Genomic DNA, 14670 nt, shown 5'->3' on the forward strand with positions numbered 1-14670 from the left:
CCGAAAGATGCGGGCGGCCTTCGAGTTTCGACTCAGGTTGCTAGCGCGCGAACAGCAGGGCGCGCTTGACTTCCTGGATCGCCTTCGTGACCTCGATGCCACGGGGGCACGCGTCGGTGCAGTTGAAGGTGGTGCGGCAGCGCCAGACACCCTCGACGTCGTTGAGGATGTCGAGACGCTCGCGGGCGCCCTCGTCACGGCTGTCGAAGATGAAGCGGTGCGCGTTCACGATCGCGGCCGGGCCGAAATAGCTGCCGTCGCTCCAGTACACGGGGCAGGAGGTGGTGCAGCAGGCGCACAGGATGCACTTGGTGGTGTCGTCGAAGCGGGCGCGGTCGTGCTGGGACTGGATGCGCTCGAACGTCGGCTCGTTGCCACGGGTGATCAGGTACGGCTTGACGGCCTTGAAGGCGTCGAAGAACGGCTCCATGTTCACCACGAGGTCCTTCTCCACGGGCAGGCCGCGGATCGGCTCGACGGTGACCGTCAGCTCCTTGCCGCCCTTGGGCAGCATGTCCTTCATGAGGATCTTGCACGCCAGGCGGTTCACGCCGTTGATGCGCATGGCATCGGAGCCACACACGCCGTGTGCGCAGGAGCGGCGGAAGGTGAGCGTGCCGTCCAGGTAGGACTTGATGTAGATGAGCACGTTCAGGAACCGGTCGGTCGGCAGCACCGGGACCTTGAAATCGTCCCAGTGCTGGCCCTTCCCGTCCTCCGGATTGAAGCGGGCGATCTTGACCGTGATCATGGTCGACCCGGCCGGCACCGGAGCCGGCTTCTGCGGCGTTTCAGCGACAGCAGTCATCAGTACTTACGCTCCATCGGCTCGTAGCGGGTCTGCACCACCGGCTTGTAGTCCAGGCGGATATCGGAGATGAGCTCCGGGCTGGTCTTGTAGGCCATGGTGTGCCGCATGAAGTTGACGTCGTCGCGGTCCGGGTAGTCCTCGCGCGCGTGGCCGCCGCGAGACTCCTTGCGGTTCACCGCACCCGCCACGGTCACCTCGGCCAGCTCCAGCAGGAAGCCCAGCTCGACGGCCTCGAGCAGGTCGCTGTTGTAGCGACGGCCCTTGTCCTGCACGGTGATCCGCGAGTAGCGCTCCTTGAAGACCTGGATCTCCTCGAGCATGGACTTCAGCGACTCCTCGGTGCGGTACACACCGGCCTTGTCGTCCATGGAGTTCTGCAGCTCGGTGCGGATGTCGGCGACCCGCTCGTTGCCGTGATCGCCGAGCAGACCGGCCAGCCAGTCCTGCACCATCTGCGCCGGGTTCTCCGGCATCTCGACGAACTCGGCGCGCTGGGCGTACTCGGCGGCGGCGATGCCGGCGCGGCGGCCGAACACGTTGATGTCCAGCAGCGAGTTGGTGCCCAGCCGGTTGGCGCCGTGCACGGAGACACAGGCGCACTCACCGGCGGCGTACAGGCCGGGAACGATGTCGGTGTTGTTGCGCAGCACCTCACCGCGGATCCGGGTCGGGATGCCACCCATCACGTAGTGGCAGGTCGGCATGACCGGCACCGGCTCCTTGACCGGGTCCACACCCAGGTAGGTGCGGGCGAACTCGGTGATGTCGGGGAGCTTCTCCTCGAGCACGTCCTCACCGAGGTGGGTCACGTCGATGAGCACGTAGTCCTTGTTCGGGCCCGCGCCGCGGCCCTCACGGACCTCGAGCACCATGGAACGCGCGACGATGTCACGCGGCGCCAGGTCCTTGATGGTCGGCGCGTAGCGCTCCATGAAGCGCTCACCGGAGGCATTGCGGAGGATGCCGCCCTCACCACGCACGGCCTCCGAGATCAGGATGCCCAGGCCCGCGAGGCCTGTCGGGTGGAACTGGTGGAACTCCATGTCCTCCAGCGGAAGTCCCTTGCGGAACACGATCGCCATGCCGTCACCGGTGAGGGTGTGGGCATTGGAGGTGGTCTTGTACATGCGACCCGAACCACCGGTGGCGAAGATGATCGCCTTGGCGTGGAACACGTGCAGATCACCGGTGGCCAGCTCGTAGGCGACCACACCGGTGGCGACGGGGCCACGGTCGGTGTCGGTGAGGATCAGGTCCAGCACGTAGAACTCGTTGAAGAACTGCACGTCGTGCTTGACGCAGTTCTGGTACAGCGTCTGCAGGATCATGTGGCCCGTGCGGTCGGCGGCGTAGCACGCGCGACGCACCGGCGCCTTGCCGTGGTCACGGGTGTGACCGCCGAAGCGACGCTGGTCGATCTTGCCCTCGGGCGTGCGGTTGAACGGCAGGCCCATCTTCTCCAGGTCGAGCACGGCGTCGATGGCCTCCTTGGCCATGATCTCCGCGGCGTCCTGGTCGACCAGGTAGTCACCACCCTTGACGGTGTCGAAGGTGTGCCACTCCCAGTTGTCCTCTTCGACATTCGCGAGCGCTGCGCACATACCGCCCTGCGCCGCACCGGTGTGCGAGCGGGTCGGGTAGAGCTTGGTCAGCACGGCGGTGCGGACCCGAGGACCGGCCTCGATCGCCGCACGCATTCCAGCGCCACCGGCACCGACGATCACGACGTCGTAGCGGTGCTCCTGAATCGGTCGGGATTCACTCATCGAGGTGGCCTGTTCCTAACTGATGTTGGGGTCGAAGGTGAAGATCACGTAGGTGCCGGTGACCATGACCAGGATCATGGACACGACCAGCAGCGTCTTCAGCCAGAAGCGGGTGGAGTCCTTGCGCGCGTAGTCGTCGATGACGGTGCGCAGGCCGTTGCCGCCGTGCAGCTGGGCCAGCCACAGCATGGTGAGGTCCCAGATCTGCCAGAACGGCGAGGCCCAGCGGCCGGCGACGAACGCGAAGTTCAGGCGGTGCACACCACCGTCGAGCATCAGCATGATCGTCATGTGGCCGATGACCAGCACGACCAGCAGCAGGCCGGAGGCGCGCATGAACAGCCAGGCGTACTTCTCGAAGTTGTTGCCGCCGGTGCGGCGCGGGGCGCGCGGGGCGTCGAGGGAGGCGGGGCGGTCGTAGGACTTGCCGAGAACGGGTGCGGTCATGTCGGCTCTCAATTCGTCAGCAGGTAGAAGAACTGGCGGCCGACACCGGCGCCGGCGACGAGGATCCAGATCGCGAGGACGATCCAGAGCATCTGCCGCTGGTAGCGCGGGCCCTGCGACCAGAAGTCGATCAGGATGATGCGGATGCCGTTGAACGCGTGGAACAGCACGCAGACAACCAGGCCCATCTCCATCAGGGCGACGACGGGGTTCTTGTAGGTCTCGATCGCGCGGTCGTAGGTGTCCGGGCTGACTCGCACCAACGCGGTATCGAGGACGTGGACGAACAGGAAGAAGAAGATCGTCACGCCGGTGATGCGGTGCAGAGCCCAGGACCACATGCCGGGGTCGCCTCGGTACAGGGTCCGCTTCGGCTTGGCCGGAGCTTCTAGCGTGGTCATAGAGTGCGGTGCCTCCAACGTCGTTGATGGACCCGGTCAGAATCCGGCGCGGAGCCTTCGGACTGTCGAAACCACCTGCTCACGAGCGGAATCAAACGTCCGGTGGCAGTGCTGCAGGCCCGCTGTCGGGTACCTGAACCGATCTGTTGTGAACTCTAAACCCCGCTGTGAAGGGGAACTAATTCGGCGTGCCGCTCGTTGGCCCAAATTGTTGTGAGTTAGGTTTGCCTTTCCTGATTTTAGCGACCAGGCAGAACGCCTGGCGCATGGGCATCGTCACGTCCATGGGAGGATGGTCCGAAATGTCGGATATTGATTGGAAATCCCTGCGTGGCAAGGCTTTTGAAGTCATGCAAGAGGCTTATGCCCCTTACTCCCGATTCCCTGTCGGGGCCGCGGCTCTCACCTCCGACGATCGCGTGGTGAGCGGCTGCAATGTGGAAAATATCTCATACGGTTTGGGCCTCTGTGCCGAATGTGTACTGGTGGGTAACTTGATTTCGACCGGAGGCGGGCGTCTCCGGGCGGTCTCCGTCTGCGACTCGCGGGGTGCCGTGCTCATGCCCTGTGGGCGCTGCCGGCAGATCCTGCTCGAACACGGCGGCGGTGAGTTGCTCGTCGATCACCACGGCGGCCCCGTCACGCTGAACACCCTGCTGCCGGACTCGTTCGGGCCCGGCGACCTCGCCGCCGGGCAGCTCTGAGTCGAGCTGCAATCCTTGATCTCGCGGTTGGGCAATCACATCCATCGGTGCCCGATGGCTATAACAGCTGATCGCCGTGGCGCGCGCGGGAATTCGTGCGTAGTGGGCCGGACGCATGCCAGGGTGGAGGGTGTGAGTGTGCACTCGGCGGTGGACGTGATTCGGGCCAAGCGTGACGGCGGAGAACTCAGCGACGCGCAGATCGATTGGGTGGTGGACGCGTTCACCCGCGGCGAGGTGGCCGACGAGCAGATGTCGGCGCTGGCCATGGCCATCGTGTGGCGCGGCATGACCCGGCGCGAGACCGCGCGCTGGACCAGGGCCATGATCGACTCCGGGAAGCGTTTGGACTTCACCGACCTGGGCCGCCCGACCGTCGACAAGCATTCCACCGGCGGGGTAGGGGACAAGATCACGCTGCCGCTGGCGCCGCTGGTCGCGGCCTGCGGGGCCGCCGTGCCCCAGCTGTCCGGGCGCGGGTTGGGGCACACCGGCGGCACTCTCGACAAGCTGGAGGCCATTCCCGGCTGGCAGGCCGACATTCCGATCGACCGCATGCGGAAACTGCTGTCGGACCCCGCAGTCGGGGCCGTGGTGTGCGCCGCCGGCGCCGACCTCGCGCCCGCCGACCGGCGGCTGTACGCGCTGCGTGACGTGACCGGGACCGTGGAATCCATCCCCCTGATCGCCAGCTCCATCATGAGCAAGAAGATCGCCGAGGGCACCGGGGCGCTGGTGCTGGACGTGAAGGTCGGGCGCGGCGCCTTCCTGAAGGAGCTCGACCAGGCGCGCGAACTGGCCACCGCCATGGTCGAACTCGGCACCGACGCGGGCGTGCGGACGGTGGCGCTGCTCACCGCCATGGACACCCCGCTCGGCCACACCGCCGGCAACGCCCTGGAGGTCTGCGAATCCTTGGACGTGCTGGCGGGCGGCGGCCCCGCCGACGTCGTCGACCTCACCCTCGCGCTGGCGCGGGAGATGCTGGCGCAGGCCGGGATCACCGATATCGACCCGGCCGACGTCCTCGCCGACGGCCGTGCCATGGATCAGTGGCGGGCCATCGTGCGCGCCCAGGGCGGTGACCCGGACGCGCCGCTGCCGCAGGCGCGCCACACCGAAACCCTGCGTGCCCCCGCCGCGGGCACGCTCACCCGGCTCGATGCCCTCGATGTCGGGCTGGCCGCGTGGCGGCTGGGTGCGGGCCGGGCCCGGCAGGGCGATCCGGTGCAGGCCGGGGCCGGTATCGAAATGCATGCCAAGCCAGGCGATTCCATCGATTCAGGGCAGCCGCTGCTGACCCTGCACACCGATACCCCCGAGGCGTTCCCGGTCGCGCTGGAGATTCTGGAGGGTGCTTTCACCATCGCCGAGACCGGGCCGATGGAGCCCCAGCCGCTGATCCTGGGCCGCATCACCGCCTGACCGGGGCCTCCGCACCGGCCTAGCCTGGGATTGTGAAGCACAGAACCGATTTCCGGGGCCGGGCCGCGGTGGCGGCCGCGTTGGGCGTGTTAGGCATCGTCGTGCCGCTGGGTGCGGTGCTGCCCGCCGCGTGGTCGCCGGCGCCTAGCGCGCAGGCTTCGCCCGTGGAGAACATTCCGTCCGATCCCTCTGGGGACCGCCAGCCGAACTCGCTCTCGCGCGGCGACGCCACCCCGCCGTCGACGGAGAAGGCCAAGCCCGCACCCGTCTACACCAATTGTGAACAGGTGTGGGCGCACGGCGGGGGCCCGATCTACGTGGGCCAGCCCGGGTACTCGGTGCTGCTCGACCCGGAGGGGACCGGCGTCGCCTGCTCCCGCTAGCCGATCGCGGGTGCCCACCAGGTGAAGGATCCGTACTGGTCAGCAACGTGGGGGCAACGACATGCCGAACTGTGGGGTGAGTCCGGTCAACCGCCCTGCTACCGAACGAGAATGCGGCTAACGTTGCTACATGACTGGACCGACGCCCCTCACTCTCGCTTCGATCCGCCAGGCTCCGAAGGCGGTCCTGCACGATCATCTGGACGGCGGGCTGCGCCCCGCGACCGTGCTGGAGCTCGCCCGCGAATGCGGATACGACCAGCTACCGGCAGGCGATGCCGACTCTTTGGCGGACTGGTTCCGGGACGCGGCCGACAGCGGCTCGCTCGAGCGCTACCTCGAGACCTTCGCGCACACCGTCGCCGTCATGCAGACCCCCGAGGGCCTGCGCCGGGTCGCCCGCGAATGCGCCGAGGACCTCGCCGCCGACGGTGTCGTGTACGCCGAGGTGCGGTTCGCGCCCGAACAGCACCTCGAGAACGGGCTCACCCTCGACGAGGTGGTCGAGCACACCATCGCCGGATTCCGGGAGGGCGAGGCCCTGGCGGCCGCCGCCGGCACCCCGATCCGGATGGTCTGCCTGCTCACCGCCATGCGGCACGCGGCCCGCTCCCGGGAGATCGCCGAACTCACCGTGCGCTGGCGCGACCGCGGGGTCGGCGGTTTCGACATCGCGGGCGCGGAGGCCGGCTTCCCGCCCAGCCGCCACCTCGACGCCTTCGACTACATGCGGGCCAACCTGGCGCACTTCACGATTCACGCGGGCGAGGCCTTCGGGCTGCCGTCCATTCAAGAGGCCGTCGCGTTCTGCGGCTGTGATCGCCTGGGTCACGGCGTGCGCATCACCGACGACATCACCGATTCCGCCGACGGGCCGCGGCTCGGCGTGGTCGCGAACTATGTGCGGGACATGCGAATCCCGCTCGAACTGTGCCCGTCCTCGAACGTGCAGACCGGCGCGGTGCCCTCGCTCGACAAGCACCCCTTCGACCTGCTGGCCCGCCTGCGCTTCCGGGTCACGGTGAACACCGACAACCGGTTGATGAGCGACACCACCATGAGCAAGGAGATGCTCAAGCTGTCGGAGACCTTCGGCTACGGCTGGACCGACCTGGAACGCTTCACCATCAATGCCATGAAGTCGGCGTTCATCCCGTTCCCGGACCGCCTGCGCCTGATCGACGAGGTGATCAAGCCCGGCTATGCGGTGTTGCTGGGATAGCTTGCCCCGGAACGAAATTCGGGCCACACCCGGAGGTGCGGCCCGAATCGTGTGGTAGATCAGGCCTTCTGCAGACGGCCTTCGAACGCCGACTCCAGGACCTTCCAGGCATCCGACTCCGCCGCGAACGGCGGGTTGGGGGCCATCCGGGTCGGGTCCGGGTTGAGCAGGTAGGAGACGTACCAGCCCAGCGGCGTGGACACGGCCAGCGCCGATTCGACCGAGTCGTCCTCGGCGTAATCGGCTGCGTCGGTGAACAATTCGACCGCCAGATCGAGCTGGTCGGTGTCCACGGCCTTGGGGCCGGTGGCCAGGTCCTCGGACAGGCCGGGCAGGACGTAGACGTTCTCCTCGTCGACCTCGACATCGAGGGAGCCGTCCACGGCGGCGGTCTGGACCTCGCCGTAGGTGCTCACCCGGGACAGATCGTGGTCGTGATCGTCGGCCAGGTAGCGGGCCAGGGCGCGCTCGGAACCGAAGACCGTGATGCTGCCGTTCTTGCCCAGGAAGATGGGCTCGTCGTCGACGTAGCAGCGCAGGGTGAAGAAGGTGCCGTCGGAGGTGACGATCTTGACCGGGTCGATGCCGACCTCGTGCCAGAACGAGAGCTCCTCGTCTTCGTCGTCCTCGTCCAGGTCGACGGTCTCGATCTCGTCGTCATCGCTCTCGGCCGCGTCCTCGGCGTCCACGATGTTCTCCTGCGCGGCAAGCAGTTCCGCCTCGGCGACCGCGACCGCGTCGGCGTCCACCTCCGGAACCGTCACCACCGAGTCGATGGCGTCGATGACCGCTTCCCAATCCTTGGCGATGGCCGCGCCGATCTGGTCCCACAGCTCCTCGCCCTCGCGGCCCAGGAAGGCGCTCACGCCGCTGGGCAGCGCGCCCAGCACCGGGTGCGAGCCGAAGAACTTGGTGACGGTGTCGAGTTCACACACGTCGCCGATATTGCGGACCATCTCGAGGGTCTCCTCGAGCTCGGAGACCACCTCCGGGTCCGGGTCGTCGGCGGCCAGCTCGGGCACGCCGACCAGATCGAAGACGTACTGCTCCTCCGGCTCCAGTTCGGCCGCCGACAATCCGGCGATGATCTTCCAGGCCGGATGATCCACCAGATCGTTGTCGGAGTTGGTGCGGATGAACGCGGCCAGCTCCGCGACGGAGTCGAAACCGTACAGGTCTTCCTCGTGACCGAGGAACGCCTGCCACTCATCGTCACCGTCTCGCCAGCGGGGTGCCCAGAGGGTGACAAGATCGCCTTTGGTCAGGCCGAGCGCGATCGGGACGATGTCTCCAGAAGCCATGACGGGAAGCCTATCCAGTCGTCGCGTCAGGCACTATCCGGGCCGCCCCCCAACCTCTCGAATTGTCTCCGCGGGAGCCAGCGAGTCGTTCAATCGGGCAACGATTCGGGAGCGCTGCGCGGTCGCCTCCGCGGCCGCCCGCCGACACGCCCACAGGATCAGCCGCGACACCTCGGCGGGGGCGTGGGAGGTCACCGAATCGGCCAGCCACAGCCCGGTGAGCGCGCCGTCACCGTCGACTTCCGCGGTGACCGAACCGTCCTCGGAGCTGCAGCGGCCGCGAATCCGGGACAGGGCGTGCAGCGTGGCCTCGAGCGTTTCCAGCTTGTCGTTGATGCCTCCGACCAGGGCGTCCAGCTCGGCGCTCACCGGTTCCGCCACCAACCGGACGGTCCGGTATCGGCGTCGTCGAGCCGATCCAGCTCGTCCGCCGCGGCCTGCCGGGTGGGCAGGCCCAGCCGGTCCAGCAACGCCTCCGGGACACCCGCCTCGGCCAGCTGCTCACGCCGGCGCGCGCGGGCCGCGAGGGCCGAGCGCTGGGTCAGCCGCAGGATCTCGGCCGCGAGAGCTGATGCGCCGTAGCGGTATTCACCACGCTCGAACCGGATCTCCACCGGCAGGCCCCGATCGGTGGCGCGCACCGTCACCGTGCCGGATCGATTGGCGGCCGCGGCGACGGTCACCGCCGGAACCTGTGGTGACGTCATCCCGTCTCCCTTCGAAACGCCTGCTCGTGAAAGAATGTCCGGGCCGTGGGGCCGATCGAACCTAGGCCGTGGGCCGGTAGAAGCCGAGGAATCGCATCCCGATGTTCTCGGTCCGGATCGGCCCGACCTGAACCGGATCACCTGCCTCGATCAGTTGCCCGTTCCCGATCACCATGGCGACATGGCCGTCCCACACCGCCAGATCTCCGGGCATCAAGTCCCCTGGACCGATTCGCGCGTGTCCGTACCCCTGCTCCTGCGCCAGCCGCGGCAGTGAAACGCCCGCCTGCGCGTAGGCCCACTGGGTCAGGCCACTGCAGTCCATCCCCACCCCGGGCGTCTCCCCGCCCCACGCGTACGGGGTCCCCACCGCGCTCAACGCATTCCGAACCGCATCCGCCGCGCGCTGATTCGGCGCCTCGACGGTGCTCCCGTCCGGCAGCGTCACCTGTACCCCGCCCCCTTGCGCCCGCGTGATCGTCGAATCATGGCTGCGATCAGAGGTCTTCGGCGTCGTCACCGACGCCGGATCGGTGTGCGGTCCGCCCGGCGAGGAACCGGACCCGAGCAGCGCGTCCCCGGCCGCCGCGATCGTGTCCCCGGCGGCGGCGACCGTGCCCCCGGCCGCCGCGATGCTCGGCTCAGCCCACGGCGCGCCATCCATCGGCAGGCTCGCCGCCGGCACGACCACCGCCTCGCCCGACCCGTCGGCGGCGGGCGTCACCCGACCGGACGCCGGGACCGGCCGGGCCAGCTCCCGCAGCGCCGCCGCCTCCGAATCCAGTTCGGCCCGTACCCGCTCGACCACCCGCATGGCCCGCCCAACGTGATCGATCGCCGACTCCACGAGGGCCGCGACGCCGCCCGCGGTCACCGCGTTCGCCCCGAGCGCCTCCGCCTCGGCCGTGAACGACCGCAGAATCTCCTCCACCTCCCGCCGCCCGGCCGCCGCCTCCGCGTCCGCCCGCTCCACGATCGCCGCCATGCCCCGCCCCCGCTCCGAAACCGTTGCGCCCGAAGTCCGCACCCGCAGCGCCTCATCCAAGGCCGCATCCCCGGCCCGCCCCCGCCACGCGTCGTACATCCGATCGATCCCCGCCCGGTTCTCGGCCTGCACCTGATCCACGGCGGCGGATACCGCCCGCAACACCCCGGCCGCCCCCGACCCGCCCCCGGCCCCGAAACTCCGCAGCAGATCGACGATCGGCTCCGCCAACGCCCCCACATCCGGCTCCCCGCTCATCCGCCCGCCCCCGTCCGAGTCCCCCTGCGCTCCCGCCTCTTTCGATCCACCCCGCCGCACCGCCCCGGCGCGCGCCCCGAGCCCGCCGAGCCTGGCGCCGGGCGGTCGATGGCCGGCGGTGGACGCCCGCCGGCGAGTTGTTCTGCCGCCCAGGGGATGTCCGCTGCGGCTGTCATGCGCTCAACTCCGGGGCCGCGAGCGTGGCGGCGTACGCGCCGTCGTGGGCGGTGTAGGCGGTCGTCGCGGTGCCGGTCGCGGCGCTCATGGCGACCAGGGCGGCCGCGACCTCGCCGAGGTCGGTGACGTGGGTGGCGTGGGCCTCGGCGTAGGCGGTGAGGAAGTCGGCGCCGATGAGGCCGAAGGCGGGGGCGAGTAGGCCGGGGGCGGCGGTGGCGGCGTGTGTGGTGGCGGCGGTGAGCTCCGCCGCGAGGACGGTGGTGGTCGTCGCGTAGGCGGTGAGACCGTCGGGATGGATCGAGAGGCGGTGCATGAATGCCCCCTTCATGCCGGTCGTGGATCGGATGTGGTCCACGGGCTTGGACGCGGGGCGGGGGCGGGTGGTTCCCGGGGTGGAGGAAATCAGCCGGGCGGGGATCGTGGATGGCCGTGCTGACCTATGGTTTTCGTATGCGCACACTCGTCGTGGACCACCCGCTCGCTGCCGCATTGCTGACCACGATGCGAGATGCCCGGACGACCAATCCGACATTCCGGGCCGCGCTCCGGGACCTGACCGGGATCCTGGTGTACGAGGCCATGCGGGATGCCCCGGTGGAGCGCTTCCCGATCGCCACGCCGGTGGCCGCCGCGGAGGGGACCCGGCTGAATGCGCCGCCCCTGCTGGTGCCGGTGCTGCGCGCGGGACTCGGCATGGTGGAGACCGCCGAGAACCTGATTCCCGATGTGCGGATCGGATTCGTGGGGCTGGCCCGTGACGAGGAGACGCATCAGCCGACGCCCTACATGGAGTCGCTACCCGACGACCTGTCCGACACCCCGGTCATGGTGCTCGACCCCATGCTCGCCACCGGCGGTTCCATGGTCTACACCCTGGACCTGCTGGCCGCCCGCAATGCCCGCGACGTCACGGTGCTGTGCGTGGTCGCCGCGCCGGAAGGCATTGCCGCTCTGGAGAAGTCGGGCCACGCCAGGCTTCTGGTCACCGCCTCGGTGGACCTCGGCCTCAACTCCGACGCCTACATCGTCCCCGGTCTCGGTGACGCGGGTGATCGCCAATTCGGCCCCCGCTGAATCACTCGACGCGAGGCCGAAGCGAAATCACCGGGGGCCGAAGCGAATCAGAGGGCGACGCAGGCCGATCCGAGGTTGATGCCGGTGCCGATGTCGACGGGCTGCCGGATCTGAGCGGTCGCGTTCGGCTGGACGGCGTAGATGTAGGTGGGCTTCGTCGAGGATGGCGTCCAGGTGGCCTTCGCGACGCCGCCGGAGGGCTTCGCCTCGGCGAATCCGCTGGGCCCCTGGCCTTCCTCGAAGAAGTAGACCGTCTGGCTGTCGTCGTCCACCGTCACGGTCACGGTGTACGAGCAGGTCGTTCCGTACCGGTGGGCGCCGAGGGTGGTCGCGGGCGCGATCGCGATGCTGGTGACGGTCGCCGAGGCCGGTGCGGCCAGGGCGGTCACGCTCACGGCGACACCGAGTGCCGCCGCGCCCGCGAAGACGCCTTTCATCATGGGAGACTTGCGAATTCGCGTCATGGTGTATCGATCTCCTGCCTGGGGGTCCGGAATCGAACTCATGGTTCATTCGTCGGATGATCCCCAGAGATCGTTAGCGGCGGTAGCGGCCCCCAAAACTGGGGGCAGGCCACCGATGCGGTCCGTTCAGAGCTTCTCGCAGAACTGCCGCATCTCGGAGAGTCGTTGCGCCGCAGCGATCTTCGCGGTCGAGAGCGTCGAGCGATCCGTCACCGGCACGAAGGTTTCCAGATAACACTTGAGCTTCGGCTCGGTCCCGGACGGCCGGATCACCAACCGCAGCGTCGGACCCTCGAAAACCAGTGCGTCGGTACGCATCTGCCCGCGCAGCTGACCCATATCGGTGCAGCTCACCGCCTCCCCGGCGATCTCCGCCGGCGGCAGCTCCCGCAGCCGCGCCACCGCGGCCGCTGCTGCACCGGCATCCGGCAGCCGCAGCGACACCTGATCACCGGCGTGCACACCGAATTCGACCGCGTAGTCGTCGAGGGCATCGAGCAGCGTCCGGCCCTCCGCCTTCGTCTGCGCCATCAGATCGGCCGCGACGACCGCGGCGGAGATCCCGTCCTTGTCGCGCACCGCGGCCGGGTCCACGCAGTGCCCGATCGCCTCCTCGTACGCGTACACCAGCCCCGCACCCGCCCGGGCCAGCCACTTGAATCCGGTCAGCGTCTCCGCGTACCGCGCCCCACGGGCGGGAGCCAGCTTGCTCAACAGCCGTGACGACACGATGGTCGTGGCCACCAGCGAATCGGGTGCGGCCGTCCGCAACACGAAATCGCCCAGCAGCACCCCGGTTTCGTCGCCGCGCAGCATCCGCCACCCGGCGGGCCCCCGTACTCCGAGGGCGCAGCGATCGGCGTCCGGATCGAGCGCGATGGCGATATCCGCGTCCAGGCGGTCGGCCAGGGCGAGCAGCAGATCCGACGCCCCCGGCTCCTCGGGATTCGGGAACGCCACCGTCGGAAAATCGGGATCCGGCGCGAATTGCTCGGTGACCACCAGCACTTCACTGAAGCCGGCGGCCCGGAGCGCGGCCACCGCCAGTTCCCCGCCGACACCGTGCATGGCGGTCAGCGCGATCCGGATGTCACTGCGTTGCCGAGCCGCGCCGCCGATCAGGCTGGGCAGCAAAGCGACCCGGGCCAGATAGCGGCGGACGATCTCCTCGCCCAGCTCCTCCTCGGGCGTGCCCGCGGGCAGTCCCAGCATGCTCGGATCCGGGGCGGTCGGGCCGGGGTCGGTGCGGGGAATCCGCCCGGTGACAGCGTCGATACACCGCTCGATCTCGGCGTCCGCGGGCGGGACGAGCTGGGAGCCGCCGTCGAGATAGACCTTGTAGCCGTTGTCGCTCGCGGGATTGTGGGAGGCGGTGATCTGCACTCCCGCAACAGCTTTCAGCTCACGGACCGCGAAGGCCACCACCGGCGTGGGCAGGGGGCGGGGGAGCGTGAGCACCGAGAACCCGGCCGCCGCGAAGACTTCCGCCGTCGCGGCGGCGAATTCGGCGGAGCCATGGCGGGCGTCACGGCCCACGATCACCAGTCCGCCACCCAGGCAGCGGTCGCGCAGCCAGGCGGCGATACCGGCGGACGCCCGCGACACGGTGTCCACGTTCATGCCGTCCGGGCCGTCCTGGAGCGGACCGCGCAGCCCGGCGGTTCCGAAGCGCAGCATCCCGGCGCGCCTAGAGGCGTTCCAGCACGCTGCGCAGCAGTTTGCCCAATCGCGGTGCGGCGGCGTGGCCTTCGGCCAGCACTTCGGCGTGCGACAGGTGCGCGCCGGTGACCCCGGCGGCCAGGTTGGTGACCAGCGAGATGCCGAGCACCTTGGCTCCGCCCTCGCGGCAGGCGATGGCCTCGAGCACGGTGGACATGCCGACCAGGTCCGCGCCCATGGTGCGCAGCATGCGGATCTCGGCGGGGGTCTCGTACTGCGGCCCGGTCAGGCCCGCGTACACGCCCTCGGTCAGGCTGGGGTCGAGTTCCTTTGCCAGCGCCCGCAATTCGGGATCCCAGGCGTCGACGAGGTCGACGAAGTGCGCGCCCTCGATGGGAGTACGACCGGTCAGATTGATGTGGTCGTTGATGAGCACCGCCTCGCCGACCGACAGTCCGTCGCGAATGCCGCCCGCGGCATTGGTCAGCAGCACGGTCTGCGCGCCCGCGGCCAGCGCGGTACGCACGTTGTGGACGACCTGGCTCGGCGCATGGCCCTCGTAGAGATGCTGACGGCCCATGAGCAGCAGCACCGGCGCGTCACCGACCGTGACGGAGTGAATGGTGCCCTGATGCCCCTGTGCGGTGGGCGACCCGAATCCCGGCACCTCGGCCATGGGAATCGACGTCGCCGGCTCACCGATCTCGGCGGCAGCCTCCTGCCAGCCGGACCCCAGCACCACGGCAATCCGGTGCTGCTGCACTCCCGTTCGTTGCGCAATGGCTTCGGCGGCTAGTTCGGAAACCCCGCCCATGGCCTTCTCGGCTAGCATGTCGCCCACCCTAGCCGTGTTTGATTGCCTCTGCTTCGCTACGGCGGGTTCGCC

General features: G+C 68.9%; 17 protein-coding genes. 5 read left to right on the forward strand and 12 right to left on the reverse strand.

Annotation, left to right across the window (positions count from 1 at the left end):
• Positions 1-40 precede the first annotated feature (40 nt).
• From ON33_RS05155 to sdhC, 4 genes are read right to left on the reverse strand one after another with little or no spacing between them, the layout of a single operon-like run.
• Positions 41-808 carry a succinate dehydrogenase iron-sulfur subunit gene (locus ON33_RS05155; RefSeq protein WP_040855737.1) on the reverse strand — a complete coding sequence of 256 codons (768 nt, stop codon included), beginning with the start codon at positions 806-808 and terminating at the stop codon, positions 41-43.
• Positions 808-2577: a succinate dehydrogenase flavoprotein subunit gene (sdhA, locus tag ON33_RS05160; RefSeq protein ID WP_063710943.1), complete on the reverse strand. Its 1770-nt coding sequence runs from the start codon at positions 2575-2577 to the stop codon at positions 808-810. Before sdhA ends, ON33_RS05155 begins: the two co-directional genes overlap by 1 nt.
• A 15-nt stretch (positions 2578-2592) precedes the next feature.
• Positions 2593-3024 carry a succinate dehydrogenase hydrophobic membrane anchor subunit gene (locus tag ON33_RS05165; RefSeq protein ID WP_040855739.1) on the reverse strand — a complete coding sequence of 144 codons (432 nt, stop codon included), beginning with the start codon at positions 3022-3024 and terminating at the stop codon, positions 2593-2595.
• 8 nt (positions 3025-3032) lie between these two features.
• Complete coding sequence (sdhC, locus tag ON33_RS05170) at positions 3033-3425, reverse strand: succinate dehydrogenase, cytochrome b556 subunit (protein WP_083868607.1); 393 nt, start codon at positions 3423-3425, stop codon at positions 3033-3035.
• Positions 3426-3727: 302 nt separating this feature from the next.
• Here sdhC and ON33_RS05175 point away from each other — a divergent pair, with 302 nt between their 5' ends.
• The 4 genes from ON33_RS05175 (at position 3728) to ON33_RS05190 (ending at position 7159) form a co-directional block, all read left to right on the forward strand.
• A complete protein-coding gene (locus ON33_RS05175; RefSeq protein ID WP_040855743.1) occupies positions 3728-4129 on the forward strand; it encodes a cytidine deaminase in 402 nt (133 codons plus the stop codon).
• Between the two features lie 138 nt (positions 4130-4267).
• A complete protein-coding gene (locus ON33_RS05180) occupies positions 4268-5554 on the forward strand; it encodes a thymidine phosphorylase (RefSeq protein WP_040855832.1) in 1287 nt (428 codons plus the stop codon).
• Positions 5555-5586: 32 nt separating this feature from the next.
• Positions 5587-5937, forward strand: coding sequence for an excalibur calcium-binding domain-containing protein (locus ON33_RS05185; RefSeq protein WP_051151662.1), 351 nt, complete (start codon positions 5587-5589; stop codon positions 5935-5937).
• 130 nt (positions 5938-6067) lie between these two features.
• Positions 6068-7159: an adenosine deaminase gene (locus ON33_RS05190; RefSeq protein WP_040855744.1), complete on the forward strand. Its 1092-nt coding sequence runs from the start codon at positions 6068-6070 to the stop codon at positions 7157-7159.
• A gap of 59 nt (positions 7160-7218) precedes the next feature.
• Here ON33_RS05190 and ON33_RS05195 read toward each other — a convergent pair whose 3' ends face one another.
• The 5 genes from ON33_RS05195 to ON33_RS40945 all read right to left on the reverse strand — a co-directional run bounded on the left by ON33_RS05195 (position 7219) and on the right by ON33_RS40945 (position 10900).
• The gene (locus ON33_RS05195; RefSeq protein ID WP_040855746.1) at positions 7219-8460 is read right to left on the reverse strand and encodes a SatS C-terminal domain-containing protein; all 1242 of its coding nucleotides are present in this window, start codon (positions 8458-8460) and stop codon (positions 7219-7221) included.
• Positions 8461-8493: 33 nt separating this feature from the next.
• Entirely contained in the window at positions 8494-8841 is a 348-nt protein-coding gene (locus ON33_RS05200; protein ID WP_245550305.1) for a YbaB/EbfC family nucleoid-associated protein, read from the reverse strand.
• Positions 8826-9167: a hypothetical protein gene (locus ON33_RS05205; RefSeq protein ID WP_040855748.1), complete on the reverse strand. Its 342-nt coding sequence runs from the start codon at positions 9165-9167 to the stop codon at positions 8826-8828. Before ON33_RS05205 ends, ON33_RS05200 begins: the two co-directional genes overlap by 16 nt.
• A 61-nt stretch (positions 9168-9228) precedes the next feature.
• Positions 9229-10410 (reverse strand): C40 family peptidase, encoded by a 1182-nt coding sequence (locus tag ON33_RS05210; protein ID WP_040855750.1) that lies wholly within the window; start codon positions 10408-10410, stop codon positions 9229-9231.
• A gap of 172 nt (positions 10411-10582) precedes the next feature.
• Entirely contained in the window at positions 10583-10900 is a 318-nt protein-coding gene (locus tag ON33_RS40945) for a type VII secretion target (RefSeq protein ID WP_040855840.1), read from the reverse strand.
• Positions 10901-11037: 137 nt separating this feature from the next.
• On the opposite strand from ON33_RS40945, the gene upp reads away from it, so the two are divergent.
• Entirely contained in the window at positions 11038-11661 is a 624-nt protein-coding gene (upp, locus tag ON33_RS05220; protein ID WP_040855842.1) for a uracil phosphoribosyltransferase, read from the forward strand.
• A gap of 47 nt (positions 11662-11708) precedes the next feature.
• On the opposite strand, the gene ON33_RS05225 is transcribed toward upp, so the two are convergent.
• The 3 genes from ON33_RS05225 to ON33_RS05235 all read right to left on the reverse strand — a co-directional run bounded on the left by ON33_RS05225 (position 11709) and on the right by ON33_RS05235 (position 14616).
• Positions 11709-12125, reverse strand: coding sequence for a hypothetical protein (locus ON33_RS05225; RefSeq protein ID WP_157184417.1), 417 nt, complete (start codon positions 12123-12125; stop codon positions 11709-11711).
• A gap of 126 nt (positions 12126-12251) precedes the next feature.
• Complete coding sequence (locus ON33_RS05230) at positions 12252-13802, reverse strand: phospho-sugar mutase (protein WP_040855752.1); 1551 nt, start codon at positions 13800-13802, stop codon at positions 12252-12254.
• A gap of 10 nt (positions 13803-13812) precedes the next feature.
• Positions 13813-14616: a purine-nucleoside phosphorylase gene (locus ON33_RS05235; protein ID WP_051151672.1), complete on the reverse strand. Its 804-nt coding sequence runs from the start codon at positions 14614-14616 to the stop codon at positions 13813-13815.
• Positions 14617-14670 lie beyond the last annotated feature (54 nt).

This window comes from Nocardia niigatensis NBRC 100131 (assembly GCF_000308655.1).
Taxonomy (GTDB): domain Bacteria; phylum Actinomycetota; class Actinomycetes; order Mycobacteriales; family Mycobacteriaceae; genus Nocardia; species Nocardia niigatensis.

Coding starts and splice junctions, on each gene's coding strand:
- ON33_RS05155 (WP_040855737.1), bottom strand. CDS start 808: ATGACTGCTGTCGCTGAAACGCCGCAGAAGCCGGCTCCGGTGCCGGCC.
- sdhA (WP_063710943.1), bottom strand. CDS start 2,577: ATGAGTGAATCCCGACCGATTCAGGAGCACCGCTACGACGTCGTGATC.
- ON33_RS05165 (WP_040855739.1), bottom strand. CDS start 3,024: ATGACCGCACCCGTTCTCGGCAAGTCCTACGACCGCCCCGCCTCCCTC.
- sdhC (WP_083868607.1), bottom strand. CDS start 3,425: ATGACCACGCTAGAAGCTCCGGCCAAGCCGAAGCGGACCCTGTACCGA.
- ON33_RS05175 (WP_040855743.1), top strand. CDS start 3,728: ATGTCGGATATTGATTGGAAATCCCTGCGTGGCAAGGCTTTTGAAGTC.
- ON33_RS05190 (WP_040855744.1), top strand. CDS start 6,068: ATGACTGGACCGACGCCCCTCACTCTCGCTTCGATCCGCCAGGCTCCG.
- ON33_RS05195 (WP_040855746.1), bottom strand. CDS start 8,460: ATGGCTTCTGGAGACATCGTCCCGATCGCGCTCGGCCTGACCAAAGGC.
- ON33_RS05205 (WP_040855748.1), bottom strand. CDS start 9,167: ATGACGTCACCACAGGTTCCGGCGGTGACCGTCGCCGCGGCCGCCAAT.
- ON33_RS05210 (WP_040855750.1), bottom strand. CDS start 10,410: ATGAGCGGGGAGCCGGATGTGGGGGCGTTGGCGGAGCCGATCGTCGAT.
- ON33_RS40945 (WP_040855840.1), bottom strand. CDS start 10,900: ATGCACCGCCTCTCGATCCATCCCGACGGTCTCACCGCCTACGCGACG.
- upp (WP_040855842.1), top strand. CDS start 11,038: ATGCGCACACTCGTCGTGGACCACCCGCTCGCTGCCGCATTGCTGACC.
- ON33_RS05225 (WP_157184417.1), bottom strand. CDS start 12,125: ATGACGCGAATTCGCAAGTCTCCCATGATGAAAGGCGTCTTCGCGGGC.
- ON33_RS05230 (WP_040855752.1), bottom strand. CDS start 13,802: ATGCTGCGCTTCGGAACCGCCGGGCTGCGCGGTCCGCTCCAGGACGGC.
- ON33_RS05235 (WP_051151672.1), bottom strand. CDS start 14,616: ATGCTAGCCGAGAAGGCCATGGGCGGGGTTTCCGAACTAGCCGCCGAA.